General features: G+C 70.3%; 29 protein-coding genes and 1 riboswitch. Of the genes, 16 read left to right on the top strand and 13 right to left on the bottom strand.

What is annotated here, in order from left to right:
- Positions 1–5: 5 nt before the first annotated feature.
- The 3 genes from SGCZBJ_RS00965 to SGCZBJ_RS00975 all read right to left on the bottom strand — a co-directional run bounded on the left by SGCZBJ_RS00965 (position 6) and on the right by SGCZBJ_RS00975 (position 3,921).
- Positions 6–374 (bottom strand): MarR family winged helix-turn-helix transcriptional regulator, encoded by a 369-nt coding sequence (locus SGCZBJ_RS00965; protein WP_420808140.1) that lies wholly within the window; start codon positions 372–374, stop codon positions 6–8.
- 258 nt (positions 375–632) lie between these two features.
- The gene (ppdK, locus tag SGCZBJ_RS00970) at positions 633–3,317 is read right to left on the bottom strand and encodes a pyruvate, phosphate dikinase (RefSeq protein ID WP_101716172.1); all 2,685 of its coding nucleotides are present in this window, start codon (positions 3,315–3,317) and stop codon (positions 633–635) included.
- Between the two features lie 307 nt (positions 3,318–3,624).
- On the bottom strand, positions 3,625–3,921 hold the full coding sequence (locus SGCZBJ_RS00975) for a hypothetical protein (protein WP_101716173.1): 297 nt from the start codon (positions 3,919–3,921) through the stop codon (positions 3,625–3,627).
- Between the two features lie 95 nt (positions 3,922–4,016).
- On the opposite strand from SGCZBJ_RS00975, the gene SGCZBJ_RS00980 reads away from it, so the two are divergent.
- Together SGCZBJ_RS00980 and SGCZBJ_RS00985 are read left to right on the top strand one after the other, a co-directional pair.
- Positions 4,017–4,520: an RNA polymerase sigma factor gene (locus tag SGCZBJ_RS00980; RefSeq protein ID WP_276308908.1), complete on the top strand. Its 504-nt coding sequence runs from the start codon at positions 4,017–4,019 to the stop codon at positions 4,518–4,520.
- Positions 4,517–5,104 (top strand): hypothetical protein, encoded by a 588-nt coding sequence (locus SGCZBJ_RS00985; protein WP_101716175.1) that lies wholly within the window; start codon positions 4,517–4,519, stop codon positions 5,102–5,104. Before SGCZBJ_RS00980 ends, SGCZBJ_RS00985 begins: the two co-directional genes overlap by 4 nt.
- Positions 5,105–5,114: 10 nt before the next feature.
- On the opposite strand, the gene SGCZBJ_RS00990 is transcribed toward SGCZBJ_RS00985, so the two are convergent.
- The 5 genes from SGCZBJ_RS00990 to SGCZBJ_RS01005 form a co-directional block, all read right to left on the bottom strand.
- A complete protein-coding gene (locus SGCZBJ_RS00990; protein ID WP_101716176.1) occupies positions 5,115–5,297 on the bottom strand; it encodes a DUF3606 domain-containing protein in 183 nt (60 codons plus the stop codon).
- Positions 5,297–5,467, bottom strand: a complete 171-nt coding sequence (locus tag SGCZBJ_RS25500; RefSeq protein ID WP_165799208.1) for a hypothetical protein — start codon at positions 5,465–5,467, stop codon at positions 5,297–5,299. Before SGCZBJ_RS25500 ends, SGCZBJ_RS00990 begins: the two co-directional genes overlap by 1 nt.
- An 86-nt stretch (positions 5,468–5,553) precedes the next feature.
- Positions 5,554–6,714: a glutathionylspermidine synthase family protein gene (locus tag SGCZBJ_RS00995; RefSeq protein WP_101716177.1), complete on the bottom strand. Its 1,161-nt coding sequence runs from the start codon at positions 6,712–6,714 to the stop codon at positions 5,554–5,556.
- Between the two features lie 9 nt (positions 6,715–6,723).
- A complete protein-coding gene (locus SGCZBJ_RS01000; protein WP_101716178.1) occupies positions 6,724–7,458 on the bottom strand; it encodes a PspA/IM30 family protein in 735 nt (244 codons plus the stop codon).
- 30 nt (positions 7,459–7,488) lie between these two features.
- Entirely contained in the window at positions 7,489–7,926 is a 438-nt protein-coding gene (locus tag SGCZBJ_RS01005; RefSeq protein WP_101716179.1) for a YjfI family protein, read from the bottom strand.
- A gap of 145 nt (positions 7,927–8,071) precedes the next feature.
- Between SGCZBJ_RS01005 and SGCZBJ_RS01010 the strand changes: the two genes are divergently transcribed.
- Genes SGCZBJ_RS01010 through SGCZBJ_RS25505 form a run of 4 tightly spaced genes read left to right on the top strand, consistent with a single transcriptional unit; the run spans position 8,072 to position 10,023 of the window.
- On the top strand, positions 8,072–8,710 hold the full coding sequence (locus tag SGCZBJ_RS01010) for a DUF2491 family protein (RefSeq protein ID WP_101716180.1): 639 nt from the start codon (positions 8,072–8,074) through the stop codon (positions 8,708–8,710).
- A gap of 25 nt (positions 8,711–8,735) precedes the next feature.
- The gene (locus tag SGCZBJ_RS01015) at positions 8,736–9,149 is read left to right on the top strand and encodes a DUF350 domain-containing protein (protein ID WP_101716181.1); all 414 of its coding nucleotides are present in this window, start codon (positions 8,736–8,738) and stop codon (positions 9,147–9,149) included.
- A gap of 8 nt (positions 9,150–9,157) precedes the next feature.
- Positions 9,158–9,823, top strand: coding sequence for a DUF1190 domain-containing protein (locus SGCZBJ_RS01020; RefSeq protein ID WP_101716182.1), 666 nt, complete (start codon positions 9,158–9,160; stop codon positions 9,821–9,823).
- 59 nt (positions 9,824–9,882) lie between these two features.
- Positions 9,883–10,023, top strand: coding sequence for a hypothetical protein (locus SGCZBJ_RS25505; protein WP_165799209.1), 141 nt, complete (start codon positions 9,883–9,885; stop codon positions 10,021–10,023).
- Here the strand turns inward: SGCZBJ_RS25505 and SGCZBJ_RS01025 are convergent.
- Both SGCZBJ_RS01025 and cobU read right to left on the bottom strand, forming a co-directional pair.
- Positions 10,008–10,364, bottom strand: a complete 357-nt coding sequence (locus SGCZBJ_RS01025) for a response regulator transcription factor (RefSeq protein WP_101716183.1) — start codon at positions 10,362–10,364, stop codon at positions 10,008–10,010. The genes SGCZBJ_RS25505 and SGCZBJ_RS01025 overlap by 16 nt on opposite strands.
- 120 nt (positions 10,365–10,484) lie before the next feature.
- Positions 10,485–11,000 (bottom strand): bifunctional adenosylcobinamide kinase/adenosylcobinamide-phosphate guanylyltransferase, encoded by a 516-nt coding sequence (gene cobU / locus SGCZBJ_RS01030; RefSeq protein WP_101716184.1) that lies wholly within the window; start codon positions 10,998–11,000, stop codon positions 10,485–10,487.
- Between the two features lie 40 nt (positions 11,001–11,040).
- Positions 11,041–11,241: riboswitch (cobalamin riboswitch) on the top strand.
- A gap of 107 nt (positions 11,242–11,348) precedes the next feature.
- Between cobU and SGCZBJ_RS01035 the strand changes: the two genes are divergently transcribed.
- Genes SGCZBJ_RS01035 through SGCZBJ_RS01080 form a run of 10 tightly spaced genes read left to right on the top strand, consistent with a single transcriptional unit; the run spans position 11,349 to position 20,686 of the window.
- The gene (locus SGCZBJ_RS01035; RefSeq protein ID WP_101716185.1) at positions 11,349–13,259 is read left to right on the top strand and encodes a TonB-dependent receptor plug domain-containing protein; all 1,911 of its coding nucleotides are present in this window, start codon (positions 11,349–11,351) and stop codon (positions 13,257–13,259) included.
- A complete protein-coding gene (gene cobD / locus SGCZBJ_RS01040; protein WP_101716186.1) occupies positions 13,259–14,245 on the top strand; it encodes a threonine-phosphate decarboxylase CobD in 987 nt (328 codons plus the stop codon). Before SGCZBJ_RS01035 ends, cobD begins: the two co-directional genes overlap by 1 nt.
- The gene (gene cobO / locus SGCZBJ_RS01045; RefSeq protein ID WP_101716187.1) at positions 14,242–14,844 is read left to right on the top strand and encodes a cob(I)yrinic acid a,c-diamide adenosyltransferase; all 603 of its coding nucleotides are present in this window, start codon (positions 14,242–14,244) and stop codon (positions 14,842–14,844) included. Before cobD ends, cobO begins: the two co-directional genes overlap by 4 nt.
- Positions 14,841–15,698, top strand: coding sequence for an ABC transporter substrate-binding protein (locus SGCZBJ_RS01050; RefSeq protein WP_240621367.1), 858 nt, complete (start codon positions 14,841–14,843; stop codon positions 15,696–15,698). Before cobO ends, SGCZBJ_RS01050 begins: the two co-directional genes overlap by 4 nt.
- Positions 15,695–16,681 (top strand): FecCD family ABC transporter permease, encoded by a 987-nt coding sequence (locus SGCZBJ_RS01055; protein WP_101716188.1) that lies wholly within the window; start codon positions 15,695–15,697, stop codon positions 16,679–16,681. The genes SGCZBJ_RS01050 and SGCZBJ_RS01055 overlap by 4 nt, the downstream gene beginning before the upstream one ends.
- The gene (locus SGCZBJ_RS01060) at positions 16,678–17,460 is read left to right on the top strand and encodes an ABC transporter ATP-binding protein (RefSeq protein WP_101716189.1); all 783 of its coding nucleotides are present in this window, start codon (positions 16,678–16,680) and stop codon (positions 17,458–17,460) included. Before SGCZBJ_RS01055 ends, SGCZBJ_RS01060 begins: the two co-directional genes overlap by 4 nt.
- A complete protein-coding gene (gene cbiB, locus SGCZBJ_RS01065) occupies positions 17,453–18,409 on the top strand; it encodes an adenosylcobinamide-phosphate synthase CbiB (RefSeq protein ID WP_101716242.1) in 957 nt (318 codons plus the stop codon). Before SGCZBJ_RS01060 ends, cbiB begins: the two co-directional genes overlap by 8 nt.
- The gene (gene cobT / locus SGCZBJ_RS01070; protein WP_205685296.1) at positions 18,406–19,431 is read left to right on the top strand and encodes a nicotinate-nucleotide--dimethylbenzimidazole phosphoribosyltransferase; all 1,026 of its coding nucleotides are present in this window, start codon (positions 18,406–18,408) and stop codon (positions 19,429–19,431) included. Before cbiB ends, cobT begins: the two co-directional genes overlap by 4 nt.
- Positions 19,428–20,186 carry an adenosylcobinamide-GDP ribazoletransferase gene (cobS, locus tag SGCZBJ_RS01075; protein ID WP_240621368.1) on the top strand — a complete coding sequence of 253 codons (759 nt, stop codon included), beginning with the start codon at positions 19,428–19,430 and terminating at the stop codon, positions 20,184–20,186. Before cobT ends, cobS begins: the two co-directional genes overlap by 4 nt.
- A complete protein-coding gene (locus tag SGCZBJ_RS01080; RefSeq protein ID WP_101716190.1) occupies positions 20,183–20,686 on the top strand; it encodes a tyrosine phosphatase family protein in 504 nt (167 codons plus the stop codon). Before cobS ends, SGCZBJ_RS01080 begins: the two co-directional genes overlap by 4 nt.
- Here SGCZBJ_RS01080 and SGCZBJ_RS01085 read toward each other — a convergent pair.
- The 3 genes from SGCZBJ_RS01085 to SGCZBJ_RS01095 are packed head-to-tail and all read right to left on the bottom strand — an operon-like array spanning position 20,680 to position 24,734.
- Positions 20,680–21,675, bottom strand: coding sequence for a Csu type fimbrial protein (locus SGCZBJ_RS01085; protein ID WP_101716191.1), 996 nt, complete (start codon positions 21,673–21,675; stop codon positions 20,680–20,682). The genes SGCZBJ_RS01080 and SGCZBJ_RS01085 overlap by 7 nt on opposite strands.
- Positions 21,650–24,049, bottom strand: coding sequence for a fimbria/pilus outer membrane usher protein (locus SGCZBJ_RS01090; RefSeq protein ID WP_101716192.1), 2,400 nt, complete (start codon positions 24,047–24,049; stop codon positions 21,650–21,652). Before SGCZBJ_RS01090 ends, SGCZBJ_RS01085 begins: the two co-directional genes overlap by 26 nt.
- Positions 24,027–24,734, bottom strand: a complete 708-nt coding sequence (locus SGCZBJ_RS01095) for a fimbrial biogenesis chaperone (RefSeq protein WP_101716193.1) — start codon at positions 24,732–24,734, stop codon at positions 24,027–24,029. Before SGCZBJ_RS01095 ends, SGCZBJ_RS01090 begins: the two co-directional genes overlap by 23 nt.

A 24,734-nucleotide genomic window follows, 5' to 3' on the forward strand; every position in this document is an offset into this window, starting at 1 on the left:
GCGCTTCAAGCCCCCTGCCCGTTGGCGGCGTCCAGGGCCGCCTCGAAGGCGGCGAAGGTGCGCAGGGTGGCGGCCAGGTCCTCGTCGCTGACCCCGACCAGCAGGCGCGAGCGGACGGCCTGGACGGTGTCTTCGGCGATCACGGCCAAGGCCGCGCCGTCGGTGGTCAGGTGCAGGGTCTTGGCGCGGCCGTCGGCGGGGTCGTCGCGACGCTCCACCAGGCCGGCGGCGCACAACTGGTCGAGCACGCGCACCAGGGACGGCCCCTCGACGCCCAGTTCTTCGGCTAGCACGCCTTGCCGCATGCCGGAGCCGGCGCGGGCGATGTGCAGCACCGGCAGGGCGCGGGCGTCGGAAAGACCGTGCTCGGCCAGGGCGCGATTGACCTCGCGACGATAGATGCGCGCCAGGCGCAGCACCGCGCCGGTGAAGGTGCGTTCGCTGGGAATGCGGGACGTCATGTAACGATGCTCGAAGAACGATAGGTAGCTTGCTATCTATTTAGATAGCTTCCTATCGATATCGATGCAAGCCGGCGCGAAAAGAAAAACGGCCCCGCCCGTGGGAGCGGGGCCGTTCGTCGTGTCGCAGTTCAGAGGCAGGAGGAACTTCCCCCTCCAGGGGGAGGGTCGCTACTTCCCAGCCAGGGCCGCCTGCGCGGCCGCCAGGCGGGCGATAGGCACGCGGTAGGGCGAGCAGGAGACGTAGTCGAGGCCGACCTTCTCGCAGAACGCGATCGAGGCCGGGTCACCGCCGTGCTCGCCGCAGATGCCGAGCTTGACGTCGGGACGGGCCGCCCTGCCCCGCTCGGCGGCGATGCGGATCAGGTCGCCCACGCCGTCCTGGTCGAGGCTGACGAAGGGGTCCTTCTCGAAGATGCCCTTGTCGATGTAGGCGCCCAGGAACTTGCCGGCGTCGTCGCGGCTGATGCCGAACGTTGTCTGGGTCAGGTCATTGGTGCCGAAGCTGAAGAACTCGGCGTTGGCGGCCAGGTCGCCGGCCCGCAGGGCGGCGCGCGGCAGCTCGACCATGGTGCCGACGGTATACTTCAGCTCCACGCCCTGCTCGGCCAGCACCGCCTTGGCGACGCGGTCGGTCAGGTCGCGCAGGTACTTCATCTCCTCGCCCTTGGCGACCAGCGGGTGCATGATCTCCGGCACGGGAGCGGCCTTGCCCGACTTGGCGATCTCGCACGCCGCCTCGAGGATGGCCCGGACCTGCATCTCGTAGATCTCGGGATAGGAGACGCCCAGGCGGCAGCCGCGGTGGCCGAGCATGGGGTTGGTCTCGTGCAGCTCCTTGGCGCGGCGCAGCAGCTTGGCGGCGTCGAGACCCGTGGCCACGGCCACGGCCTGCACGTCTTCTTCCGTATGCGGAAGGAACTCGTGCAGCGGCGGGTCGAGCAGGCGGATGGTGACCGGCAGGCCTTCCATGATCGTGAACAGCTCGACGAAGTCGGCCTTCTGGAAGGGCGCGATCTTGGCCAGGGCCGTACGGCGGCCGGCCTCGTCGTCGGCCAGGATCATCTCGCGCACCGCGGCGATGCGGGTGTCGTCGAAGAACATGTGCTCGGTGCGGCAAAGGCCGATGCCTTCGGCGCCGAACTGGCGGGCGGTCTTGGCGTCGAGCGGCGTCTCGGCGTTGGCGCGCACCTTCAGGCGACGGACCTGGTCGGCCCAGCCCATCAGGGTGGCGAAGTCGCCGGTCAGCTCGGGCTCGATCATCTTGGGCGCGCCGGCCAGGATCTCGCCGGTGGAGCCGTCGATGGTGATCACTTCGCCGGCCTTGAACTCGCGGCCCTTGGCCCGGAACAGGCCTTCCTTGGCGAAGATCGACACGTCGCCGGCGCCCGAGACGCAGGGACGGCCCATGCCGCGCGCCACGACGGCGGCGTGGCTGGTCATGCCGCCGCGGGCGGTGATGATGCCGCGGGCGGCGTGCATGCCGTGGATGTCCTCGGGCGAGGTCTCCTCGCGCACCAGGATCACGGCTTCGCCGTTGGCGGCGGCCTTCTCGGCCTCGTCGCTGTCGAAGACGATCTTGCCGGTGGCCGCGCCGGGCGAGGCCGGCAGGCCGACGGTGACGACGTCGCGATGCGCGGTCGGGTCGATGGTCGGGTGCAGCAGTTGGTCCAGCGAGGCCGGCTCGACGCGCGAAACGCCCTCCTCCTTGCTGATCACGCCCTCGGCGGCCATGTCCACGGCGATCTTCAGCGCGGCCTTGGCGGTGCGCTTGCCGTTGCGAGTCTGCAGCATGTAGAGCACGCCCTGCTCCACCGTGAACTCGATGTCCTGCATGTCGCGGTAGTGGCGTTCCAGCGTCTCGACCACGGTCTTGAACTGGCCGAACACCTCCGGCATCGCCTCTTCCATCGACGGCGCGGTGTCGCCCATTTCCTCGCGGGCGGCCTTGGTCAGCGACTGCGGCGTGCGGATGCCCGCGACGACGTCCTCGCCCTGGGCGTTGATCAGGAACTCGCCGTACAGGCGGTTGTCGCCGTTCGACGGATTGCGGGTGAAGGCGACGCCCGTGGCCGAGGTGTCGCCCATGTTGCCGAACACCATCGACTGGATGTTGACCGCGGTGCCCCAGCTTTCGGGGATGTCGTGCATGCGGCGATAGAACTTGGCGCGGTCGTTCATCCAGCTGGCGAACACGGCGCCGACGGCGCCCCACAGCTGCTCCTGGGCGTCCTGCGGGAACGGCTTGCCCAGCTCGTTGAGCACGGCGGCCTTGTAGTCCTTGATGACCCCAGCCCAGTCGTCGGCGGTGAGGCCCGTGTCGACGTGGACGTCGAGGCGATCCTTATGGTCGTCGAGGATTTCCTCGAACATGTGGTGCTCCAGGTCGAGCACGACGTTCGAGTACATCTGGATGAATCGGCGGTAGCTGTCGTAGGCGAAGCGGCGGTCGCCCGACAGGACGGCCAGGCCTTCGACGGTCTCGTCGTTGAGGCCCAGGTTCAGCACGGTGTCCATCATGCCCGGCATCGAGGCGCGGGCGCCCGAGCGCACCGACACCAGCAGCGGGTTGGCCACGTCGCCGAAGCGCTTGCCGGTGATGGCCTCGATCTTGGCCAGGCCCGCGGCGACCTGCCCGGCCAACTCGGCCGGGTACTGCTTGCCGTTGGCGTAATAGTGGACGCAGGCCTCGGTGGTGATCGTAAAGCCGGGCGGAACCGGCAGACCCAGCGACGACATCTCGGCGAGATTGGCGCCCTTGCCTCCGAGGAGGTTCTTCATGGAAGCGTCGCCGTCAGCGCCGCCCCCCCCGAACGAATAGACCCAAAGGGACTTCGTCAGCGTCTCTACCGGCATTTTGAGTTCACCCTGCGATAAAGTGAAGAAAGGCCGCGCCCTCTATCGGGGTCGTCTCGCCTTGGAACAGCCTGCGAAATCTGAATCTCGCAGTGCAATATCCGTGGCCTCCCTAGCATTTTGGCCAAGAACGCGTCCACATGTGCGTTGCGTTCCCGCAGATTTGCCAAGAATTCAGCAAATCATTGCCATGACAACGTTGTCTTGATCGCAGTTTGACAGCATACGCCACTTGATAGGCACGAACCGTCGCCACATGGAGAATGGCGACGCTTGTTCCAGACTGGCGAATTCGTCCGTCTGGCGACTATCGCGCGAGGAAACCGGTGATGCGGCGCCAGATCGCCTTGCGCGCTTCCAGCACGCTGACGCCCAGAAGCGCCGCGACGCTCCAGAACAGCGCCTCGGTCGAAATGGCCGCCGCCAGAGCCGCCGCCAGGCGCAGGTCGCGCCCCACGTCGGCGTAGAGGACCACGCCCAGGGCGATCCAGGCGGCGAAGGCGAAGATCGCCAGCAGGGTCACCAGCACCTTGAGCAGCCCCTTGCCGCGCCGCAGGACGCGGTCGCCGGCGGGAAGGGTTTCGATTTCAGCCTTGAGCGTCACGACGAACCTCCTGTCTTTTGTCGAGCACGCCGTGAAAGTCTCGCCGACCTTGCGAGTCTTTCGGACCAGACGCGATTTTTCCGGGGAGACCGCTTCTGGGGCGGGACGACGCATTCGAGGCCATCCTCGCCGAGCACGGCGCGATGCTGGGGCGCATCGCGGCGGCCTACGAGGCCGATCCCGAGCGCCGGCGCGAGCTGCGGCAGGAGATCCTGCTGGCCGTCTGGCGCGCCCTGCCGCGCCATCGCGGAGAAGCGCCGCTGCGCGCCTTCATCGCCCGGGTGGCCCACAATCGCGCGGTCACCCACGTGGCGCGGGAAGCGGCCGAACCGCGCCGGCAGCCGCTGGATGAAAGCGCTCCGTCGGGCGCGCCCGATCCGCACGAAAGCTTCGAGGCCCGTCACATGCAGGAACGGCTGGCCCGCGCCGTGCGCGCCCTGCCCCTGTCGCTGCGCCAGCCGGCGCTGCTTACCCTGGAAGGCTTCAGCCCGGCCGAGATCGGCCCGATGCTGGGGCTGAACGCCAACGCCGTCTCCATACGCCTGACCCGCGCCAAGGCCGCCCTGCGCGAGGCGCTCGATCCGGAGGATCGCCGATGACTACGCCGCACGGCCCCACCAACGGCTCCGAAGACGACTGGACGACCTTGGCCAAGGCCTGGACGGATCCGGCCGCCGCCGAGCCGGCGATCGATCCCGCCCAGATCCGCGCCCTGCGCCGCCGCGACCGGCTGGCGCGATTGAACTTCGCCGCCGAGATGGCCGGCGTGCCGCTGGTGCTGGGTCTGGTGGCCTGGGCCGTCGTCACGCGCGAGCTGCCCTGGCCGGCGGCGATCGCCTGCGCGCTCTTCACCCTGTTCGCGGGCGCGATGACCCTGTGGTCGCGGCGCGGCGATCCCGGCCTGCTGCTGGATACGCCGCAGACGGTGGTGAGCACGGCGCTGGCGCAGGCGCGGACGGGCCTGCGCTGGGCCCAGGCCGGGACCTGGACCTGCGTCGCCGGCGCGGCCTTCCTGGCGGCGATGGGAAGCCTGTCGGGCCGGTGGCGCGCGGACTGGCCGCTGCTCGCCGGCGGGGCCGTCTTCCTGGCGGCCTGCCTGATGCTGTATCGGGGCCACGCCCGTCGCTGCCGCCGGCGGATCGCCGCGCACGAGGCGGCGCTGGCGGCGTTGCAGGAGCGTTGAGCCCGACGGCTCAGCGCTTCTTGCCGAGCTCGGCGGCGATGTCCTTGGTCATCCGGCCGACCTTGCGGTGGGCGGTCGTGATCTGCTCGCGGGTCACGCCCCAGCGCTTCATCCAGTATTCGACGGCCTGGCGCTCGGAGAGATCGAGGCGGTCCTTGTCGATGAAGCCGCGCTTGTCCTTCAATCCGGCCATCAGCTGTTCCACGGCTTGGTGGAGCCGGCGGCCTTGCGCTGCGCCTGCTCACGTTGAAAACGGCCGCCGCGCGGCGGCTTGGGCTTGGCGGCCAGCGCCGCCTGCTTGATGCGCAGAGCCCGCTGGATCGGCGTCTCGCCGGGCGGGCCGTCGTCGGATTGGTCGCTCATACCGGGAAGGTTAGCATGACCATCGCCCTTCCCCACATCCGCAAAACCCTCGCGAAAGCGGGGATTTTGCGGAGGAGGTAAAGACCTCACCCCTCGATGATGTGCGGCACGAAGCGGGCGAGGTTCTTGGTGACCTGGCTGTCGTCCTCGCGGATGCCCATGCCGACGGGCTCGGCCCCGACGATCCAGGCGCCGACCACAGGGTGCTTGCCGTCGAAGCTGGGCGGCGGATGGAAGGCCTGGACGATCGCGCCCTCGGCGCCATAGCCCTGGTCGAGCACCGGCTCGGCCTTGGCGCCGACGATCTCGACATTGCCCCCCTCGCGCGAGAACAGCGGCTTGCGCACGTAGTTCGCGCCAAGCGCCGAGGCCGCCGGATCGCCCTCGAAATAGGCCTCCAGCAGGTTGGGGTGGCCCTTGTGGCGCTCCCACAGCAGCGGAAGGATCGCCTTGTTGGACAGGATCGCCTTCCACGGCGGCTCCAGCCAGCGGACCTTGGCCGTGGTCAGGTTGGCCGCGTAGGGCTCGCGCAGCATGTCTTCCCACGGATAGAGCTTGAACGCGGCCTGAAGCAGGTAGCCGTCGGTGTCGACGAACTGGCCCTCTTCGTTGAGGCCGATGGCGTTCATGGCCACGAACTTGGGATCAAGACCCGCCTGGGCGGCGAGGTCTTCCAGGAACCGCACGGTCTGGCGATCCTCGACGGCCTCGTCGTCGCTGGCGAAGTGCACGAAGCCGCCGTTCGGGAACAGCACCTTGAAGCGATCGCGCATCGCCTCGAACAGGCTGTTGAACTGGTCGGTCCCGGCCGGCAGGACGCCCTGCCCCAGCAGGTCCTCGAGCCACAGCCACTGGAAGGTGGCGGCCTCGAACAGGCTGGTGGGGGTGTCGGCGTTGTATTCGTAGAGCTTGGGCGGGCCCGAGCCGTCGTAGCCGAAGTCGAAACGACCGTAGAGCGAGGGCTCCTTGGCGCGCCAGGAGGCGGCGACGAAGTCCCAGTGCTCGCGCGGGATCGCCAGCTTCTCGAGGATCTCCTCGCTGGCGACCGCCTCGTCTACAAGATCAAGGCACAGGTCATGCAGCTCGGCGGCGGCCGGCTCCAGGTGCTCCTCGACCTCCTGCAAGGTGAAGGCGTACGCCGTCCCCTCGTCCCAATAGGCCTGTCCGCCGGTGTGGTGGTAGACGAAGCCGACGGCCTCGGCCTTCTCGCGCCAGTCGGCGCGAGGGGTCAGGGTAAGACGACGCACGCTTGGTCCTTATTCGGGCTTCGAACCGTCGGCGGCCTTGTCCTCGATCTGCAGCGGGGCGGTCTGCGGCGCGAGGCGGGCCAGGATGTCGTCGGCCGACGACTGGCCCGGCAGGATGCCGGCCACGCGCAGCTTCTCGTCGAGATCAGCGCCGGTGCGGCGGTCTTCCAGTTCGCCGGCGGCCTTGATCTTCTCGCCGCGGACCATCTGGCGTTCCTTGATCCGCGCCAGGCTGTCGGCGGCCGAGCCCAGCGAAGCGCCGGCGCCCGCACCGCGAGCGGTGACGGCTTCCTGGGCCTTCTGGACGGACTCGTTGACCTTCACGACCTCGACCTCGCGCTTGAGCGTGTCGATGCGGCGGTCGGTGGCGGCGATGGCCTGGTGCAGCTGGTCCTCGGCCTCGCGCATGGAGCCGATCTGCGGTTCCTTCAGCGAGATTTCGCTCTCGATGTCGGCGATACGTTGGGCGACCTGGCGGGCGAGATCCATGTCGCCCTTGGTGACGGCGGCGCGGGCGGAGTTCTCGTACTTGGCCACCTGCTCGCGCAGGCTCTTGACGTCGTTCTCCTGGATGCGGCGACGGGCGACCAGGGTGGCGAGGTTGTCGCGCGCCTTGGCCTGGGCCGTGTCAGCGTCGCGAATCTCCTGGTCGAGAATGCGGATGGCGTTGGCGTCGACGACGGCGGACGTGGCTTCGTGCGCGCCGGCGCGACCCAGGGTGAACAGCTTGCGCCAGATGGACATCGGAAGGCTCCGGGAAATTCTAGGTTTGGGTCAGGCGGCGGACGAGAACGAGGTGCGCAGGTCGGAAGCCACTTCGATGGCGTTCTCGGCCAGGGTGCGCAACTCGATCAGGATGTCCTCGATCGAGGTGGTGGTCGAGAGCTCGCCGAACAGTTCGTAGTAGTCGCGGCCGCCGACGACGCAGATGCCGAAGTTCGACAGCGGCACCAGCTTCTGGGCCTTGAGCAGGAACTCGTTGAACGCGTGGCGGTCTTCCTGTTCGTCGACCGGCCACAGCAGGGCCGAGGCCGCGACCTGCTGGTCGCTGACGCTGATGTAGATCTCCAGGTCGCCATGCCAGTGCATGGTCGCCAGCAGGATCTCGTCGGCGCCCTCCAGGACGCTGACGGTGATCTCGTCGGCGCCGCGTCCGGGCGCTTCGTCCAGGGCCGCCTTCAGCGAGCGGACAGTCCAGGGCGTCTGACTCATCGGGTCGTGATCCTCTTCAACGGGCCATCTTGGCCGTGTTCATACAAGATGGGAGCCCGAACGCCAGCCGTCGAGAGCGAGCGGCGCCCCTTTTACAGCGCAGGCTGGCGCCGTACATGAAGGGCCAGTGTTGCAGGGACCCGCCATGTTCAGTCGCTTATTCGGCCGCAAGGAGCCCGCTCCGGAATCGGCCCTGCCCGCCATCCGCAACGTGACCCTGGGCCGGACCGTCTGGCTCGACCCGCTGGCGTGGAAGCGTTTCGGGTCCGACACCAAGTTCCCGCTCGACCGCGATACGCTGGAAATCACCGCCCAGGGCCTGGTGGACCTGAAGGACGGCGGCTTCGTGCATCGGTTCTACACCGACGACCACGTGATGTTTCAGGCCGTGTCGGACGACCGCGCCGGCCAGCGCCTGACCGACGTGACGATCTTTGTGCCCTGGGACAGCGCCTATCCGAGCGGGCGCGCCGATCGCGACGCCTGGGGCAAGCGCCTTCGCGCCCGCAGCTTCGCCGCCGCGGGCCTGCCCGAGTACCATCGCTTCTGGTTCGGCGACGAGGCCGAGAGCCAGGAGCCCGTGACTTTCTGGGAAGAGCTGCACGACGACCGCGACGGCGTGCCCGACCGCAAGATCTTCCAGACCTGCATGCTGTTCGCCCGCGACCTGCCCGGCGAGGGCCGCGAACTGCTGCTGGCCATCGAAATGGAGACCGAGGACCGCGAGGTCTCGTTCGAAACCATGATCGGCGTGCCGCTCGAAGTGGGCGAGTTCCGCGCCTAAGCCACCTGACAGGGGGAAATTCAAGATGTTCGACGTCCAAGCCTTCGGCGAGAGCGCCCTGGCCTTCCTGGTGGCCTTCGCGGCCGCCGGCGTGTTCACCGTCGTGTTCAAGATCGTCTACCAGGCGGTGACGCCCTACGACGAAGCCAAGCTGATCCGCGAGGGCAACGTCGCCGCGGCCATCGCCCTGGGCGGCGCCGTGGTCGGCTACGTGCTGCCGCTGGCGTCAGCGCTCAGCCACACCGTCAGCCTGATGGAGTTCGCCGCCTGGGCCCTGCTGGCCGGCGTCATCCAGATCGCCGCCTTCACCCTGGTGCGCTTCACGGTGCTCAAGGACCTGATCGACCGCATCGAGAAGGCCGAGCTCGCCGCCGGCGTCTACCTGGCCTCGATCTCGCTGGCCGTCGGCCTGCTGAACGCCGCCTGCATGACCTCGTGAGGCCGGACATGAACGCGCTTTCTCCCCAGCCCGCCCCAGTTTCGGCTTCGCCTCGGCGTCGCAAGCGCTCCAGCGCCATGGCCCTGACCGGCCTGATGGCCGGCTCGGCCTTCACCCTGGTCGCCTGTGACGATCCGGGCTCGGCCACGCAATGGGGCGACAACCCGCCGGCCGCCTCTTCCGGCCAGAAGGTGGACGCCTCCAGCTTCGCCAGCCTGGACGAGTGCAAGGCCTCTGGCGACTTCACCGCCGACCAGTGCCAGACGGCCTATGACGAGGCCCAGAAGGCCAGCGCCGAGAACGCGCCAAAGTTCTCCGACCAGCAGAGCTGCGAGGAACGCTACGGCGTCGACCAGTGCGTGCCGCGAAGCCAGGCCAATGGCGGCGGCAGCTTCTTCACCCCGCTTCTGACCGGCTTCATCATCGGCCAGGCGCTGGAAGGCATGAACAACCGCGGCTATCGCGGCGCCCCAATGTATCGCGACCGCGACGGGACCTATTACAGCGGCTCGGGCTATCCGATCTCGCGCGACTACCTCTCGGGCCGCAGCCGGGTGCGCCAGGACAGCTTCGACGCCCCCTCGCGCTACGAGGCGCCGGCCCGCGTGCAGAGCCGCAGCAGCGTCATCTCGCGCGGCGGCTTCGGTGGCGGCTCGCGCGGCTTCGGCGGCTGATTGGAACTGAAAGCCGGTCGTCTCGCGTTGGATCTTCGAAGACCACGCGAGGCGACCGCATGACCGACAAGACCATCACCGGCGTTCCCCATCCGCGCTGGTGGCAGCGCCATCCCACCCTGGCGTTCTGCGCCGCCTGGGCCATTGGCCTGGGATTCTTCGCGACGATCCTCGCCCTGGGGCTTCAGGCCGCGGCCTGAACCACGCCCCGCTGCAGCGCGCGCACGGCCGTCAGCAGTCGGGCCGGCGAAATAGGCTTTTCCAGCCACATGTCGGGCTCGACCTTCAGCACGCGGGGGTCGCTGGCCGACACCATCAGCACCGGCACCTCGCGGTCTTCCACCGCGCGGATCAGCTCCGCGCCGGTCATCCGCGGCATCGAATTGTCGGTGATCAGCAGGTCGGGCGCGAAGGCGTCGAAGGCCTCCAGCGCCTCGCGGCCGTCACGGCTCCACAGGACCTCGAATCCCGCGTCCTGCAGCAGCATCTCGTAGACGCCGCCGAGGAGAATGTCGTCTTCCGCAATAAGGATCCGTCGCATGGCCAGCCCCAGCCCTGTCGAATGTGTGAACAGGTCTTAACCATGCCGAGACGCCCGGTGTCAGCGTGCGCAATCGTCGCATTTCCCGAAGTTGAGCAACCATCGACTGAGTCGCGCGACTCACTTCATCCGCAGGCTTAGCCCCGCGGCGACCAGATGGACGGCGTCGGCGGCCCGGGCCAGGGCTTGGTGCAGGCGGCCCGCCTCGTCGCGGAACCGGCGGGCCAAGGCGTTGTCGGGCACGACGCCCCAGCCGACCTCGTTCGACACCAGCCAGAGTTCACCGTCGAATTCGACGATCGCATCGACCAGCCTGGTCGCGGCGGACGAAAGGTCGCACTCGGCCAGCATCAGGTTGGTCAGCCAGAGGGTGAGGCAATCGACCACCGCCACGGCCCCAGGCGGCAGGCCCCGCAGGGCCGCGACCAGGTCCATGGGCGCCTCGAGCGTCGTCCAGGCGTCGCCGCGATCGACCTGGTGACGCGCGATGCGTTCCTCCATCTCGGTGTCGAAGGCCTGGGCGGTGACGATCATCACCGGCGTCGCCCCGCGCGCCTTGGCGACGATCTCGGCGGCGGCTTGGGCGAAGGCGCTCTTGCCCGAACGGGCCCCGCCCAGGACCAGGGTGACTGACAACGCTGAGGCCTCCAGATTGACGGTGTGCGGCGCACCATATAGTGCAGCCAGCGCGACAGGTTCCTCCCAAAGAGGATGAAAAGGGAACTCGGGTGTGAAACCCGGGCTGCCCCCGCAACTGTAAGCGGCGAGTTCGCGCGTCACATGCCACTGGGACTGTTCTTCGGAAGAGACCTGGGAAGGCGACGCGCAGCAACGATGACCCGCGAGCCAGGAGACCTGCCTGTCGTTGTCGTTTTTCGTCCGGCCGGGGTGCGCCGTACGATCGGGTCTTCCCCGCATGACGACGTTGGTCCGGGCGTGTTCCTCGCGGAGCGCGCTCCTTCTTGTCGCGCACGGAGGAACGACATGCGCCTTGTTTCCCTGCTGGCCCTCGCGGCCGCAGTTCCCGCCCTCGCCCTGCCCGCCTACGCCATGGCCGATGACGCCGCGGCGGTCGACCAGGTGGTGGTCACCGCCAGCCGCGGTCCCGAGAACCTGTCGGAAGTCTCGACCAGCATGACGGTGATCGACGCCGAAGCGCTGAAGAAGGCCCAGGCCGTGGTGGTCTCCGACCTGCTGTCGCGCACCGCGGGCGTGACCGTCACCCGCAACGGCGGCGTCGGCGGCTCGACCCAGCTGCGCATCCGCGGCGCCGAGACCGACCAGACCGTGGTGCTGATCGACGGCGTCAAGCTGAACGATCCGTCCTCGACCGGCGGCGGCTACAACTTCGCCACCCTGCTGGCCGGCAACATCAACCGCATCGAAGTGCTGCGCGGCTCGCAGTCGACCCTGTGGGGCAGCCAGGCCATCGGCGGTGTGGTCAACATGATCACCGCCGTGCCGACCGGCCCGCTGGGCGCCACGGTATCGGCCGAGGCCGGGTCGCGCGACACCGCCTACGGCCACGCCGCCGTCAGCACCGGCGGCGACTGGGGCGGCTTCCGCCTGGCCGGCGCCTACTACACCACCGACGGCGTCTCGGCCTTCGGCAAGTCGTACGGCGGCAAGGAGAAGGACGGCTATCGCAACGCAGCCATCAGCAGCCGCCTGGACCTGAACGTCACCGACTGGGCCGCTGTCGACCTGCGCGCCTCGTACGCCGCGGCCAAGAACGAGTTCGACGGCTTCCCGGCCCCGCTCTTCGCCTTCGCCGACAGCCCCGAGTACGGCAAGACCAAGGAACTGGTCTCCTACGCCGGCGTGCGCCTGAGCGCCTTCGACGGCGCGCTGAAGAACCGCCTCGGCTACGGCTACACCCAGACCGACCGCGACAACTTCGATCCCAGCTCGTCGGTCCCCAAGACCTTCGACGCCCGCGGCACCAACAGCCGCTTCGAATACCAGGGCACGTGGACGATCAGCGAGGCTCTGCGCGCCACCTTCGGCGCCGAGACCGAACGTTCGTGGTTCCGCACCGCCTCGCCCTCGACCTTCGCCCCGAACCCGACGCCCGACCGTCACGCGGCCAGCACCGACAGCCTGTACCTGCAATTGCAGGCCAAGCCGGTCGCGGGCCTCGTGCTGACCGGCGGCGTGCGCCAGGAAGACCACTCGGCCTTCGGCGACGCCACCGTCTACCAGGCCGGCGCCACCTACTCGCCCAATGACGGCGTGACAGTGTTCCGCGCCAACTACGGCGAAGGCTTCAAGGCCCCGTCGCTGTACCAGCTCTACAGCATCTACGGCGATCGCAACCTGAAGCCGGAAGAGTCCGAGAGCGTCGACCTGGGCGTCGAGCACAGCGTGCTGAACGGCCGGGTGCGCGCCGGCGTGACCTGGTTCCACCGCGACATCACCAACCAGATCGACTTCGTCTCGAACAACAATCCGCCGAACTACGGCGGCTACGCCAACTTCGCCAAGACCGAGACCAGCGGCGTCGAGCTGGAAGCCACGATCGAGGTGACCTCGGCCCTGCAGGTGACCGCCAACTACACCAACATGGACGCCATCAACCGGTCGGCGACGAACAACGGCAAGCGCCTGCCGCGCCGCCCGAGCGAGACGGCCAACCTGAACGCCGACTACGACTGGTCGAACGGCCTGACCACGGGCTTTTCGGTGCAGTACGTGGGCGAAAGCTACGACAACGCCACCAACGCCCGCCGCCTGAAGAGCTACGCCCTGTTCGACCTGCGCGCGGCCTATCCGGTCAACGAGCAGTTCGAGGTGTTCGGCCGCGTCGAGAACCTCTTCGACAAGGAATACCAGACGATCTACCGCTACGGCTCGGTGGGCCGCGGCTTCTTCGCCGGCGTGCGGGCGAAGTTCTGATGAGCGACGCGCCGTCGTCCCTTTCCGGACACGGCGGCCGCCTGGCGGCGGCGCAGGCGCGTTTTCCAGACGCGCCCGCGCCGTGGCTCGACCTGTCGACGGGGATCAATCCCCGCCCCTATCCGGTTCCGCCCCAGGCCTTCGAGGACTGGGGCCGCCTGCCCGATCCAGCCGACCTGCTGAAGCTGGAAGCCGTCGCCGCCGAGGCTTTCGGCGTCGAGGATCCCAGCCGGGTCGTCGCCCTGCCCGGCAGCGAGACCGCCATCCGGCTGCTGCCCAAGATCCTGCCGCGCGGGCGCGTCAGCCTGCCCCTGCCCACCTATTCCAGCCACGCCCACGCCTGGCGACGCGTCGGCTCGGAAGTGGTCGCCGATCCGGCCCAGGCCGACGTCTGCGTTGTGGTGAACCCCAACAATCCCGACGGCCGCAGCCTGGCGCCCGAGGCGGTGCTGGCGCTGGGCCAGCGCGGCGCCGTGGTCGACGAAGCCTTTGTCGAGTGCGAGCCGTCGCTGTCGGTGGCGCGGTTCGCCGGCGCGCCCGGCCACGAGCGGCTGGTCGTGCTGCGCTCGTTCGGCAAGTTCTACGGCCTGGCCGGCCTTCGGCTGGGCTTCGTCATCGCCCGTCCGGCCCTGGCGCGCCGCCTGCGCGACACCCTGGGCGAATGGCCGCTCTCGGCGCCCGCCCTGGCCGCGGGCCTGGCGGCCTATCCCGACACCGCCTGGGCCGACGCCACGCGCGCCAGCCTGGCCGACGACGCCGCGCGCCTGGACGCCCTGCTGGCCGTCGCGGGTTTCGAGGTGGTCGGTGGAACCTGCCTGTTCCGGCTGGCGCGTATCGCCGACGCCCCGGCCCGCTTCGAGGCCCTGGCCCGCGCCGGGATCCTCACCCGCCCCTTCGACCACGACGCCAGCCTGCTACGCTTCGGCCTGCCCGGATACGACGCCGACTGGGCCCGCCTGACCGCCGCCCTGGAGACTTCGCGATGACCGACGAAAACACCCAGCACGCCGAGGCCATGCGCGCCCTGAAGGCCGAGCGCGAAGAGCTGATGAAAACCAAGACGCTCGAGAAGGGCCTGCTGCTGGTCCACACCGGCGACGGCAAGGGCAAGTCCTCGGCCGGCTTCGGCATGGTCGCCCGCTCGCTGGGCTGGGGCATGCAGGTGGGCGTGGTGCAGTTCATCAAGGGCAAGTGGAAGACCGGCGAGCGCCTGTTCTTCAGCCGCTTTCCTGACCAGGTGCGCTACCGCGTGATGGGCGAGGGCTTCACCTGGGACACCCAGGACCGCGAGCGCGACATCGCCGCCGCAAAGGCCGCCTGGGAAGAGTCCAAGGCGATGATCGCCGATCCGACGCTGGACTTCGTGCTGCTGGACGAGATCAACATCGCCCTGCGCTACGACTATCTCGACATCGACGAGGTGGTGGCGGTGCTGAAGGCCCGTCCCAACGACAAGCACGTCTGCCTGACCGGCCGCAACGCCAAGCCGCAGCTTCTGGAGATCGCCGACCTGGTCACCGAGATGACCCTGGTCAAGCATCCCTTCGAGCAGGGCTTCAAGGCCCAGCGCGGGGTCGAGTTTTGAGCGGCCTGAGCCGCCGTACGGCCCTGGGCGCTGGCCTGGCGGTCGGGCTTGGCGCGGGCGCCGTTCAGGCGGCCGTGCGCAAGCCGCGCCTCGTCTCGCTCAATCCGTGCCTGGACGGCGTGCTGGTCGAGGTGGCCGACCGCGACCAGATCGCGGCGCTGAGCCACTACGCCCGCGACCCGCAGCAGTCGAGCATAGCCGAGCGCGCCAAGAGCTATCCGATCACCTACGAGAGCGCCGAGGAGGTGATCGCGCTGCGGCCCGACGTGGTGCTGAGCGCCGCCCACTCCTCGCCCGCCACCCGCGCGGCGCTGAAGCGGCTGGGCGTGCGGGCCGAACTCTTCAAGGTGCCCAACAGCTGGGTCGAGAACCAGGCCGACATCCGCCGCATCGCCGACGCCGCCGGCCATCCGGAGCGCGGCGAGGCGCTGATCGCCCGCATCGACCGGGCCCTGGCCGCCTCGGCCCCGCCGCCGGGCGCCAAGCCCCTGGAGGCGCTGGTGTTCCAGCCCAACGGCTTCGCGGCCGGCGAAGGCACGCTGGTCGACGAGATGATGAAGCGCGCCGGCTTTACGAACGTCGCCAGCCGCTATGGCCTGAAGAAGTGGGGCAATGTCTCGCTGGAACGCCTGCTGGCCGATCCGCCGCAGGTGCTGCTGGCCGGCCAGGCGCGGCCCGACGCCCCGACCTGGGCCGAGCGCATGCTCAGCCACCCCGCCCTCGCCAGCGTGAGCCATCGCATGACCCGCGCCACCTTCCCCGAACGGCTGCTCTATTGCGGCGGCCCGACCCTGATCGACACCGCTGCGACCCTGGCGGCCGCCCGCCGCCAAGTGCTGAAGGCCCGCGCATGAGCCATTCCCGCCGTTCCTGGCTGCTGATCGGCGGCCTCCTGCTGGCCATAGCCGTCCTGTTTGGCCTGTCGCTGATGAGCGGCCGGGTCTGGGCGCCATGGAGCGCCTGGGTCGACCGCGCCGATCCGCGCTGGGCGATCATCTTCGAACTGCGCTTGCCACGCACGGTGCTGGCCGTAGCGATCGGCGCGGCGCTGGGCCTGTCGGGCGCGGCCATGCAGGGCTACACCCGTAACCCGCTGGCCGATCCGGGCGTGCTGGGGGTATCGTCCATGGCCGCGCTCGGCGCGGTGATGAGCCTTTATCTGGGCCTGGCCTTCACCGCGACCTGGCTGCTGCCGGCCTGCGCGATCCTGGGCGCGGGCCTGGGCGTCGTCCTGATGCTCGCTCTGGCCGGGACCACCGGCGGCACGGTGACCTTCCTGCTGGCCGGCGTGATCCTCAACACCGTGGCCAGCGCCGGCGTCGCCCTGGCCCTGTCGCTGGCTCCCAATCCCTGGGCGGCGCAGGAGATCATCAGCTGGCTCTTGGGCTCGCTGGCCGACCGCAGCGTCGAGGAGGTGCGGCTGGCCGTGCCCCTGATCATCGTCGGCCTGGCCATCCTGCTGACCCTGCGCAAGTCGCTGGACGCCCTGACCCTGGGCGAGACCGGGGCCACCGCCCTGGGCGTCAACCTGTCGGCCGTGCGGGTGATCCTGGCCGTCGGCGTCGGGATCGCCTCGGGGGCCAGCGTGGCGGTGACCGGCCTGATCGGCTTCGTCGGCCTGATCGCCCCGCACCTTGTGCGTCCCTTGGTCGGGCACCGGCCGGGCGCCCTGCTCGTCCCCTCGGCGCTGGCCGGCTCGGCCCTGGTGCTGGCGGCCGACATCGTCGTGCGGTTGACGCCCTCGGCCGCCGAGATGCGACTGGGCGTGGCCACCGCCGCCGTTGGCGGGCCATTCTTCCTGGCCCTCCTGATTTCCATGCGCCGGAGGCTCGCTTGACCCTCTCCACGCTTTCCGCCGAGAACCTGACCGTTTCGCTGGGCGGCCGCGCCGTGCTGCACGGGGTCTCCGCCGAGTTCCGGGCCGGCGAGGTCACCGCCGTGGTCGGCCCCAACGGCGCGGGCAAGTCGACCCTGCTGGCCTGCCTGGCGGGCCTGCGCAAGCCGGACGCGGGCAGCGTCAGTCTGGCCGGCGCGCCGCTGGCCGCCCTGTCGCACCGAGAACGCGCCCGGAAGATCGGCTTCCTGCCACAGACGCCGGAAGTGGCCTGGGCGGTGGACGTCGAAACCCTGGTGGGCCTTGGCCGAACGCCCCACAGCGGCATGCGCGGCCTGTCGGAAGCCGACCGACTGGCCGTGGCCCGGGCGCTCAAGCACACCGACCTCGAAGACCTCGCCCGTCGCGAGGTCAAGAGCCTGTCGGGCGGCGAGCGCGGCCGGGCCCTGTTCGCCCGGGTGCTGGCCGGCGAGCCGAGCTGGCTGTTGGCCGACGAGCCGCTGGCGGGCCTGGATCCCGGCCACCAGCTCGATGCGGTGGACCTGATGCGCGGCTTCGCCGCCCAGGCCGGCCAGGGCGTGGTCATGACCCTGCACGACCTGGCCATCGCCGCGCGCCTGGCCGACCGCGTGCTGGTGCTGGTCGACGGACGGCTGATCGCCGACGGCCCGCCGCGCGAGGCCTTGACGCCCGACGTGCTGGCCCGCGCCTATGGAGTCACGGCAAGAGTGGTCGAGGGCCAGTCCGGCCCGCTGATCGAACTTGTGGGACGCCATGGCTGAACCCCTGCTGCTCGCGCCTCCGCTGGCCCTGCTGATCGAGGCCCTGGTCGGCTATCCGCAAGGCCTGCACAAGGTTCTGCCGCATCCGGTGACCTGGATCGGCAAGGCGATCGAGGCGATGGAGCGGCGGTGGAACCAGCCCGAGCGCACCGAGATCCGGCGCAAGGAGCTGGGCGTCGTCACCGTGGCGATCCTGGTCGGGGCCGCGATCCTGGTCGGCAGTATTCTGGAGGCGGCCTTCGACAGCGGCCTCCTGGCGACGCTGGCCGTGGCGCTGCTGGCGACGCTGGGCCTGGCGCAGCGCAGCCTGCACCAGCATGTCATGGCCGTGCTCGACCCGCTGGAGGGCGGCGACCTGCCCGCCGCCCGCGAGGCGGTGAGCCGGATCGTCGGGCGCGACGTCGACGATCTTGATCTGCACGGCGTCACCGCCGCGGCTCTGGAAAGCCTGGCCGAGAGCTTCAACGACGGCGTGGTCGCTCCGGCCTCGTGGCTCACCCTGTTCGGCCTGCCGGGCCTCTTCGCCTACAAGGCCGTGAACACTGCCGACAGCCAGATCGGCCACATGGAGCCGCGCTGGCGATCGTTCGGCTGGGCCGCGGCCAAGACCGACGACGTGATGAACTGGGTCCCCGCACGCCTGGCCGGCGGCCTGATCTGCGTGGCGGCCGGCTGGAAGGGCTGGGCGACCATGCGGCGCGATGCGCGCAAGCACGCCTCGCCCAACGCCGGCTGGCCCGAGGCGGCCATGGCGGGCGCGCTGGGCGTCAAGCTGGGCGGACCGGCCCGCTACGACGGCGAGACCACTGAGCGCCCCAGCTTCGGCGACGGCCGTGCGCCGGACCTGACCGACCTGCGCCGGGGCCTGCGGATCTACCGCCGCGCCTGCGCCCTGCTGTGGCTGCTGGTCACCCTGCTGTGCCTGGGCGGCTGGAGACTGACCCAATGACCTTCGTTCCGCCGACCATCACCGCAGTCGACTGCGCGCTCGAGTCCCGGCTGCGCGCCAAGCTGGACGGCAAGGCCAAACCGCCCGGGTCGCTGGGCCGGATCGAGGACCTGGCTGTGCGCCTGGGCCTGATCGCGAACGACCTGGCGCCCCGCGCCGACCGTACGGCGCTGCTGGTGTTCGCCGGCGACCATGGCCTGACCGAGGAAGGCGTCTCCAGCTATCCGTCCGGCGTGACCGTCGCCATGGTCGGCCTGTTCCTGTCGGGCCGCTCCAGCGTCAACGCCTTCGCCAAGGCGACCAGCGTGTCGGTCAAGGTGGTCGACGCCGGCGTCGCCGCCGACCTGCCGGCCCATCCGGACCTGATCGACGCCAAGGTGCGCCCGGGCGCCCGCAACGCCGCCCGCGAGCCCGCCCTGACCCGGCAGGAGACGCATCTGGCCCTAACGCGGGGGATCGAGATCGCTGGCCACGCCCTCGACGAAGCGGATGTGCTGGCCATCGGCGAGATGGGCATCGGCAACAGTTCGGCCGCCGCGCTCGTCATGCATCGCCTGGCCCCCGCGCCACTGGACGCCTGCATCGGTCAGGGCACCGGACACGACGCCGACGGGCTGGCGCGCAAGGCCGCCGCCATCGCCCGCGCCGCCGCCCGCAGCGACGCCGAGGATCCTTTCTCCGTCCTGGCGGAGTTCGGCGGCTGCGAGATCACGATGATGGCCGGCGCGGTGCTGGGCGCGGCCGCGCGGCGGCGTCCGGTGCTGGTCGACGGCTTCATCGCCACGGCCGCGGCCCTGGCGGCCATACGTCTGGCCCCAGAGGCCCTCGACTACTGCGTCTTCGCTCACGGCTCGGCCGAGAAGGGCCACGCGGCGATGCTGGCGGCGCTCAGCGCCGAGCCCCTGCTCGACCTTGACCTGCGGCTGGGCGAAGGCACCGGCGCGGTTCTGGCGGCCCCGCTGCTGGCGGCCGCCGCCAACCTGCTGACGCAGGTGGCCGACCTGGCCGACGTGCTGGGATGATCGGCCGCCAGGTCCAGTTGCTGCTCTGCGCGGTGCAGTTCCTGACCCGCCTGCCCACCCCGCCCCTGCGCGGCTTCGAACCCGACTGGATCACTCGCTCGACCCGCTATTTCCCGCTGGTCGGCCTCCTGGTCGGCGGGGTCTGCGCGCTCGTGCTGCTGGCCGCCGGACAGGTCTGGAGCGGCTGGGTCCCGGCCCTGCTGGCCCTGGGCGTCGGCCTGCTGCTGACCGGCGGCTTCCACGAGGACGGCCTGGCCGACACCGTCGACGGACTGGGCGGCGGCCAGACCCGCGAGCGCCGCCTGGAGATCATGAAGGACAGCCGCGTCGGGACCTATGGCGTGCTGGCTCTCCTCGTCGTGCAGGGCGCCAAGGCCGCGACCCTGGCCACGTTGACGCCGATGAACGCGGCGCTGGCCCTGCTGGCCGCCCACGGCGTCGGGCGCGTGGCGGCGGTGGCGACCATGGCCGCCCTGCCCCATGTCAGCGACCGCGCCGACGCCAAGTACAAGCCCGCGCCGGACGGCGTGAAACCGGCCGAGGTGCTGGTCGCCGCGATCCTGGGCCTATGGCCGCTGCTGCTGGCCCCGCCGCTGGGCGCGCTGGCCGCGATCGGCCTCGCCGCCGCCTTCGCCGTCGCCATGGCCTTGCTGGCCCGCCGCCTGATCGGCGGCTATGTCGGCGACGTGCTGGGCGCGATCGAGCAGCTCGCCGAGCTGGGCGCCCTGCTGGGCCTGGCGGCCGTGCTGGCATGACCCTGGCGGTCTGCCCCCTGAGCGGCCTTGCTGCGCACCTGGACGCGCACCGCCCCTCGCACGTGGTCAGCCTGCTGTCGCCGACCGCCCCGGCGCCGGAGATCGTCGATGTCGAGCGCCTGCACCTGGCCTTTCACGACATCGCCGAACCGCGCGAGGACCTGATCGCGCCGAGCGCGGCCATGATCGCCGACCTGCTGGCCTTCGCCGACGCCTGGGATCCAAAGCGGCCGCTGCTGCTGCACTGCTACGCAGGGGTCAGCCGCTCGACGGCGGCGGCGTTCATCCTGGCTTGTCGCGTCGCGCCGACCCGTGACGAGACCGAACTGGCGTGGGCGCTGCGGAACCTGTCGCCCTCCGCCACGCCCAATCCGTTGATGGTGGCCCTGGCCGACGCGGCGCTGAGACGCGACGGACGAATGGTCGCCGCCATCCGGGCCATCGGACGCGGCGCGGAAGCCTTCGAGGGCGAGGCCTTCGCCTGGGATCCTCGTCAGTAGGTAACGGTGGCGATGACCTGGTCGCCATAGGTCGCGGGCGACGGCGTGGTCTGGGCCGGGACGCGGCCGTAGAGGGTTAGCGGCTGGGCGCCGCCGGTGCCGCTGCCGCCGACGGTCAGGCCCGCGCCGGTTCCCCAGGGCGAGCCTCGCGCCTCGTCCTTGTAGATGCCGTAGGTGACGTACTGGCTGGCGGCCTTCATCCGACGCGCCGCGGCCGAGGTCCCCTGCTGGCCGTTGTCCAGGCCGATGGCGTAGGGCGTGTCCTTGGTGCAGGTCACCGACATGCCGGTCTGGGCGTCCTTGTTGGCGCTGAGCACGCCGACATTGCCGAAGCTGAGGTTGCCGGTCGTGATCGTGCAGTCGGCGATCAGGGTGGCGCTGAAGGTGAAGGTGGCCGGCGTCAGGGTCGAGCCGACGGTGACCCCCGCGCAGGACAGGAGGTTCAGGCCCCAGAAGAAGGTCTGGCCGGTGAAGCTGGTGGTATAGGCGCCCGGCAGGGTCGTCGTGCTGGTCGACAGCCGCAGATAGACCGTCTGGTTGACGTTGATCGAACTGCCCGTGCCGGGATTGGCGGTAATCGTCGGCACCGTGCCGAACACCAGCAGCACCGACGAGCCCCAGGGCTGGGTGCGGCCGCTGTCCTGGTAGATCTGGAACGGCACGGTCGCCCCGCCGGGTCCGACCATGTAGCGCTGGCCAGAGCCGTTGCTACCGCCGGATCCCGCATCGAGATTGGGACACAGTGAAACCGGCAGCAGCGGCGTCAGGCCGGTGCAGCTGAAGTTGAGGGTGGCCGTGGCGTCGACATTGCCGGCCGTCAACGGGCTGAGGGTCGAGCCGAGATTGACGCTGGAGATCGAGGCGTTGCAGCTGGCGGCGGCCTGGGCCTTGGACGGCGCCCCGAACCAGACCAGGGCTGTGACAAGCAACCCCGCCAGCGCCACGAGGCGCAGGCGCGAGAGCCTAGCGGCAGACGGCGTCGACGACATGCCGGCCTCCCTCGCTGGCGGCCGCGCCCAGGACCAGACGCGCGACGCACTCGTTGCCGTCCTCGACGATGACGCGCAGATCGCCGTCGGCGACGACGCCCGTCAGGAACGTCTGGCCATCGTAGCCGACGATGGCGCGCTCGGACACGCCGGGCCGGATCACCTCGGCCCCCGGCGGCACGAAGCTGCCGTCAGGCCGATGCAGGGTCAGCAGCACCGCCGGCGGGCTCTTGCCCACGCCGAAGCGGACGATCGCGCCGCCGCCGGCCATCGGGGTGACGGCGCGCTCGGTCTGCGCCGCCTCCAGTTCCAGCGGCAGGTCCTGGCTGTCGATCGACAGGCGATTGACGTCGAAGGCCTCGAGATTGCGCACCAGCAGCCGGCCGTTCCGGTCGCTGCGGCCGACCTTCTGGTTCTGATAGAGCACCGGCACGTCCGGGGCGCCGACCTCCACGAGGGCGAACGAGCCTTCCAGCCGGGTGGTTGTGGCGCTGACCCCGCCCAGCCAGGCCACCGCGCCCTCGACCTGCACCTGGCCGCGGGCGGCGCCGTCGGCATACTGCACCGCGCCCGAGACGCGGGCGCTGCGCCCGCGATAGGCGCCCTGGAGCTCCGCGCCCTGCCGTGCGCCCTGCTCGATGCGGCCGCGCCAGCCATAGCTGCCTTCGACCTGGGTCTCGGCGCGGCTGGCCTCGACGAAAGCGACGGTGTCGCCGCCCTGGGCCTGCGCCCCGACGGTGGCCGAGCCGGTCGAGCCGAGCGGGATCGAGATGCCGAGAAAGGCGCCGGTGTCGCGCCGCTCGCCCCGGCTGGCATAGGCGGTCACATAGGCCGTCACCCGGTCAGCCAAGGTGTGGCGCAGCGAGCCGCTCCAGACCTGGCGGCGCGGGCCCGACGCTGGACTCTGGGCGCTGTAGGAAGCGCTGACCACGGGCACGTCGCCGCTCCGCATCAGTCGCGCCAGGCGAAGCGGCGTCGACACCGTGACCTGGTCGATGGCGCGCGGCGGCTCGTCTCCGGCCATCCGCCAGTTGCGATAGAAGGACGGCCGCGAGGTGACCGCCGCCAGGTCGCGGTAGCCGTCCGAGGCCCGCATGCTCACGCCCGAGATGTAGAAGCCGGCGAACCGGCTGTCGAAGACCACGGCCGCCAGGGCGCCGCTGCGATCGTCGGCATGGCTGGCGGCGACCGAAGCCGAAACCACGCCCAGCCCGCCGAACTGGACCGTGACCCCGCCCCCGCCCTGGACGAGCCCGGCGCCGGCTTCGACGTGCCCCTCGACCGTCAGGGCGTCCAGCACGCCGTAGCGCAGGCTGGCCGAGGCGATCGGCGATCCGGCGTAGTCGGCCGACTCCACGCCAAAGCCGCGACGGGCGAACCCTGCTTCGGCCGAGAAATCGGCCAGTCCCTTGCGCAGCAGCAAGGGCGTCGCGAAGAACGGCGCGTCGATCGCGACCTGACGACCGGCCGCGTCGTTGAGCACCAGCCGTACATTGCTGTAGCCCTGGCCCGATGGCAGGCCGTCGATGTGGATGGGTCCGGCCCCGACCGGCCGGCTGAGAATGCGGCTGTCGTTGACATAGAGCTCGAGCGTCGACGGCGCGGCCGCCGTGGCCGCCAGGCGCGGCGACGGCATGGTGACGATGTCAGGCCGGGTGGCGAAGTCGCGGCGGATCTGGAAGCCGGCCATGCGGATGGGCCGCGTCCAGGCGAAACCGCCGTTGATGTAGTCGCCGCCGCGCAGGCCCAGCATCCGCTTGGGATCGTACCAGGACCAGGTGGTGTCCAGGCGCACGATGCGGGTCTCGTCGTCGACATGGCTGGCCGACACGCTGCTGGCCACGGCGCCGAACCGGCCGAAGACGCGGCCGTCCAGCGCCAGCCCGACGGCGTCGACGCCCAGCGCGTCGTCGGCGTCCACCTGACCGGCGTCAGCCGAGACGATGTAGTTGAGCACAGCGCCCAGGTCCTGGCGCGGCGCGCCCGCCGCCTCGCGGCGAACCGACAGGTCGAAGCGCTGGATGGCCAGTTGGTCGAGGTTCGCGGTGACCACCAGGCGCTGGCCCGTGTCGTCATAGACGGCCGTCAGGCCAGGTATGGACGAAAGCTCCACCAGGCCCATGCCGGAAGCGGCCAGGCCCACGGCGCGCATCTCATCAGCCCGCATGCGCAGGCGGCCGTCGGCCTCGCGCTCGACAGCAGCCACCAGACCGGTGTTGCGCCCGTTGATCCAGACTTCGAGTTGCAGGTCCTCGCGCAGGGTCGCGACAGCCTTGAAATCGGGGAGCGGCAGGTCCTGGGCCAGGGCGCAGGCCCCGTAGGCGGCGAAGACGGCGCTCAGGAGGGCCGCCTCAGTCGCTCTTGAGCGGCGCATCGATCGGCCCGGTGTCGGTGTCGGCGATCAGCCGAACCCCGGCGGCGGGCTGAAAGGCCCCCGCGGGCCAGGAGACTTCCGCTCCAGGCAGAACATAGCCCACCAGGCCCCTGCGTTCGGCAAGGACTGCTCCGGAGGCGTCGCCGATCTTCAGATTGGCCAGACGCAGGCGGCGGGCGCCGGTGTTGCGGCCGACCAGGGCGGCGCCGCCGTCCTCGGACGGCTGCAGCCGCCATTCGATCCGGGGTCGCTCGCGGCCGGAACCGAAGAACAGCGGGATGGAGTGGCGCATCAGCAATGTCACCTGCCGCCCGGACTCGCTGAGCGGCGGCGGCAGTTCGTCGACGATCAGGCGGTAGCTCTCCTCGCCCTCTGGCGGACGGCCGTCCAGGCGTACGACGCGGACGGTGCGGCTCGCGCCGGGCTCGACCTTGGCGATCGGCGGGCTGGCGACCACGCCCGTGGCCGGAGTCAGGACGTCGCGACCATTGGCCTGCGTCCAGCGGAACACCCGGATCTGGACGTTCAGCGGGGCGGCGTCGTCGTTCTGCAACGTCAGGGTCGTCGCGTTCTGGCCCGCGGGCAGGTCCAGGCTCACTGGGCTGACGCGCAGCGACGCGGCGGTCGCTTGCGCGCCGCCGAGCGCGGCCAGGGCTAGACCGGCCAGGAGGACGACCGTGCGCAT

Source organism: Caulobacter zeae, from assembly GCF_002858925.1.
Classification (GTDB): Bacteria; Pseudomonadota; Alphaproteobacteria; order Caulobacterales; family Caulobacteraceae; genus Caulobacter; species Caulobacter zeae.